The following is a 3,372-nucleotide window of genomic DNA, read 5'->3' on the forward strand; positions in this document are numbered from 1 at the left end:
AGGGCGGGCGGATTGAGCAGTTGATTCGAGCGGCTGGTGCTCAACTTTGGTATTTACCACCTTACTCCCCCGACCTCAACAAAATTGAGAACTGCTGGTCTTGGCTCAAGAGCCGCATCCGCAAACAACTCGACCAGTTTAATTGTTTGCGAGATGCAATCGAGCATGTCTTATGCTTGTCGTCCTAATTACCTTGGCGATTGCTATAATTGGTAATTCGTCATTAAATAGGCACATAAATCAAGAATAAATTTACCAAAATAAACTTAAAACTGTCCTTCTACAGGAAGAGGCAAGACCTTGATTTAAATAGTTTCCTATAGGAGTAGAGAGCATAAGTTTTGCAATTGAAATTTCGGTATTTAGCAATTTGCTAAATATCAATTTGCACCATTTTTCTGTTGTTCTGATAGTAAAAAGAATTCGGAGTTTTTGAATGTTTTACCATAAAAAGCAACTTCAGTATTTCACTCCGCCACAAAACCCCGATCCGGTCTACGCCATGAAGATTCAGGAACTGATCGGCGGCACTTTTGGCGAGATGACCGTGATGATGCAGTACCTATTTCAGGGATGGAACTGTCGAGGGCCTGCTAAGTACCGCGATATGCTACTGGACATTGGTACCGAAGAAATCGGTCACGTTGAGATGCTTGCCACGATGATCGCCCATCTGCTGGACAAAGCGCCTCTAAAAGTCCAAGAGGAAGGTGCCGCAGATCGGCTAGTCGGCGCGGTTATGGGCGGTTCTAACGTGCGGAATGAGATTATGGCAGCAGCGATGAACCCGCAGCACGCCATTGTCTCCGGGTTGGGTGCGACGCCCTCTGACAGCGTTGGCTACCCTTGGAACGGTCGCTTTATCGTCGCCAGCGGTAATTTGTTAGCAGATTTCCGCTCTAATCTCCACGCCGAGTCGCAAGGTCGCTTGCAGGCGGTGCGAATGTATGAAATGTCAGACGACCCAGGCGTGAAAGATACCTTGAGTTTCATGATCGCCCGCGACACCATGCACCAAAACCAGTGGTTGGCAGCGATTGAGGATATCGTAGACTCCGGACTGGACGACACTCCGGTTCCGAGTTCCTTCCCGCTGGAATTGGAGAAGCGGGAGTATGCCTATCAGTTCTGGAATCACTCTGACGGTACCGAAAGTGCTGAAGGACGTTGGGCGAAAGGCAAATCAATGGACGGCAAAGGCGAGTTTGAGTATGTAGAGAATCCGCAACCGTTAGGGCCAGAACCGACACCTCCGCCTGCTGAACCAAAGTTGCACGGTACCCCAGGTTTTGAAAAGGCACGACACACCTAACAAATAACTGCTGAGAATTAGTTCGCCTGCGTGTCGGCTAATTCTCAACCAAAACCTAATCGATGCTATTGCAGCAAGGTATCAACACACCTGTATTTTTGCAGGTGTGTAACGCGATCGCTCTCTACGCCACCCTACTTGATGGAGAGCGATCGCTTCCTACTTTTTTTCGCTCAAGCGATCGCTCTGTACGCCACCATATCTAAAAGCTGTACGCAGTGTTTGACAGGCTTACCTTCTGCTCTGGGAAAGTCGTCCGGGATTTCACTCTTTCGCTGTCCTGGTGCCGGATTATCTTTTCCAGTTTCAGGTCGCCATATTTAGCATAGAGCTGTTTGATCTCTTCATTCATCTGGTCACACTCAGTTTGGAGCCGCTGATTTTGATGGCGTAGCTGTTGAATCGCTTCCTTATGTTCTTGACAAGCTATTAGGTAAGTTTGGCGAGAGTTCGCCAGTTCATCCTGTAGCCGTTGATTTTCCTGTTTTAGCTGCTCTAATTCCTTGGATTCAACCAAGATTTTCAAATGAACTTCTTTGGGAGCGCTTTGTTGAGTGCAAATACTTTGATTCTTTTCAAGCTCTAGCCGAGAATTTGCCAGTTCATCTTGTAACCGCTGATTTTCCTGTCTCAGCTGCTCCAATTCTGTTAAATGAACCTCTTTGGCAGCAATTTGTTGAGTGCAAATACTTTGATTCTTCTCAAGCTCTAGGCGAGAGTTTGTTAGTTCGTCCTGTAACCGCTGAATTTCCTGTTTCAGATGGTGTACTTCCTGAGATTCACCAGGCAAATTTAAATGGACTTCTTGTATATAACTTTGCTGGCTGGAAGGACTATCATTTTTCGCAGTTTGTAGCAATTGCAACCCTATTTCTCTGAGTCGCATCAACGTTAAATCTTTGCTAAGCCCGATGTAACAGTGATATAGTTCGCCATTTACTTTCTTGTAGGCGTACCAAAAATATCCATCGGTTTTAGTTTCTTTGCTAGCGATGAAATCAGATGTACGTTGATCGACTGGCTCAAATTTAAATGACTTAGAACTTGGTAAATTTAGCCATTGGAACCATTGCTCAGAATCAAGATGAATGTCTTCGAGTCGTTCACCCCGTCGTGGATCTTCTACCCAAAATTCTAATGTTGCCCTCTCGGTGAATGACCAAACCTTTGGTGTTTTAGCCGCCATGATTAAGTTACACAGATAAATTATTCGCAAAAGTAACAAGTTTCAGCATTTTCCCTGGTATCCCATGTAACTTTTCTTCTATTAGAGGTTAAAATTTTACGGTATCGCTGTTCCGATAAACGTATTGTTACTGAACCTCTTCAATGCACCCTACTTGTTTTCTAAGTAAATATACAAGGAATTTTCACTGATGAAGATTTTTTAATATTAAGTTTATACAATCTTTAAAATAGTCAGGAGTATTCTTGACACAATCTTCATAATTAGGAGCAGCCTGTAAGTTACTAAGGACAAGCTGCTATGTCTAGACTTGCAGGTATGCAAGCCCAAAAAAGAATCCCTCTTTTGGAGGAGAGAGGTGAAACGAAACGGCTGACTAACAAATTCCCTATGGGTTGGGTTGAGGTGCGTGTAACCCAAATGCAGCAAACGTTTGCTTTGTTTTTTCTCTCACACAGAGCCAACCTACGGCTGCTAGGCTGTCTCATAAGCACTTGATACAAGTACAAGCGTGGGATGAAAGCTAGACTTCCTAAAATAATTCCGTGGGATTTTTATTCGGAAAAGTTGCACATCGCGTTAGTTTAATTAAAAAAATGTAGCTGAATCTCTAGATTAGATGTTTTGGCATTTTCGGCTGGATTAAAAATTACCAAATCTCAGCTTTTTTTGCCTCGAAGGGGACTCTCTATCCCTAAAAATTAATTCAACTACTTAAATAATTTAAATTTCAGCCTAAAGATAGGTGAAGAAAAACCTTATGAGCTGCAACTGTGAAAAGAGTTCTGAAAAATCGACCACAACTCGATCCCAGCTCCTTCTCTAGAGTGAGACTCGATGGTAATGCTCCCCCCATGAAAGAGGAAGATAAAAC

At 43.7% G+C, this 3,372-nt stretch carries 4 protein-coding genes; 3 read left to right on the plus strand and 1 reads right to left on the minus strand.

Annotated features, from left to right (window positions below; translation table 11 throughout):
- From NDI34_RS27920 to NDI34_RS27930, 3 genes are all read left to right on the plus strand, one after another.
- A partial coding sequence (locus NDI34_RS27920) for a transposase (RefSeq protein ID WP_348232469.1) occupies positions 1–188 on the plus strand: 188 nt, incomplete at its 5' end.
- A 248-nt stretch (positions 189–436) separates the two neighbouring features.
- Positions 437–1,312 carry a manganese catalase family protein gene (locus tag NDI34_RS27925; RefSeq protein ID WP_190413075.1) on the plus strand — a complete coding sequence of 292 codons (876 nt, stop codon included), beginning with the start codon at positions 437–439 and terminating at the stop codon, positions 1,310–1,312.
- A gap of 62 nt (positions 1,313–1,374) precedes the next feature.
- Entirely contained in the window at positions 1,375–1,518 is a 144-nt protein-coding gene (locus NDI34_RS27930) for a hypothetical protein (protein WP_348234471.1), read from the plus strand.
- Here NDI34_RS27930 and NDI34_RS27935 read toward each other — a convergent pair.
- Positions 1,515–2,498: a hypothetical protein gene (locus tag NDI34_RS27935; protein WP_348234472.1), complete on the minus strand. Its 984-nt coding sequence runs from the start codon at positions 2,496–2,498 to the stop codon at positions 1,515–1,517. The genes NDI34_RS27930 and NDI34_RS27935 overlap by 4 nt on opposite strands.
- Positions 2,499–3,372 lie beyond the last annotated feature (874 nt).

Source organism: Trichocoleus sp. DQ-U1 (genome assembly GCF_039961925.1).
Classification (GTDB): Bacteria; Cyanobacteriota; Cyanobacteriia; order Cyanobacteriales; family FACHB-T130; genus FACHB-T130.

What these genes read in the sequence shown, in the direction of transcription:
- NDI34_RS27930 (WP_348234471.1), top strand. Translation starts at nt 1,375, where the DNA reads ATGCTATTGCAGCAAGGTATCAACACACCTGTATTTTTGCAGGTGTGT.
- NDI34_RS27935 (WP_348234472.1), bottom strand. Translation starts at nt 2,498, where the DNA reads ATGGCGGCTAAAACACCAAAGGTTTGGTCATTCACCGAGAGGGCAACA.
- NDI34_RS27925 (WP_190413075.1), top strand. Translation starts at nt 437, where the DNA reads ATGTTTTACCATAAAAAGCAACTTCAGTATTTCACTCCGCCACAAAAC.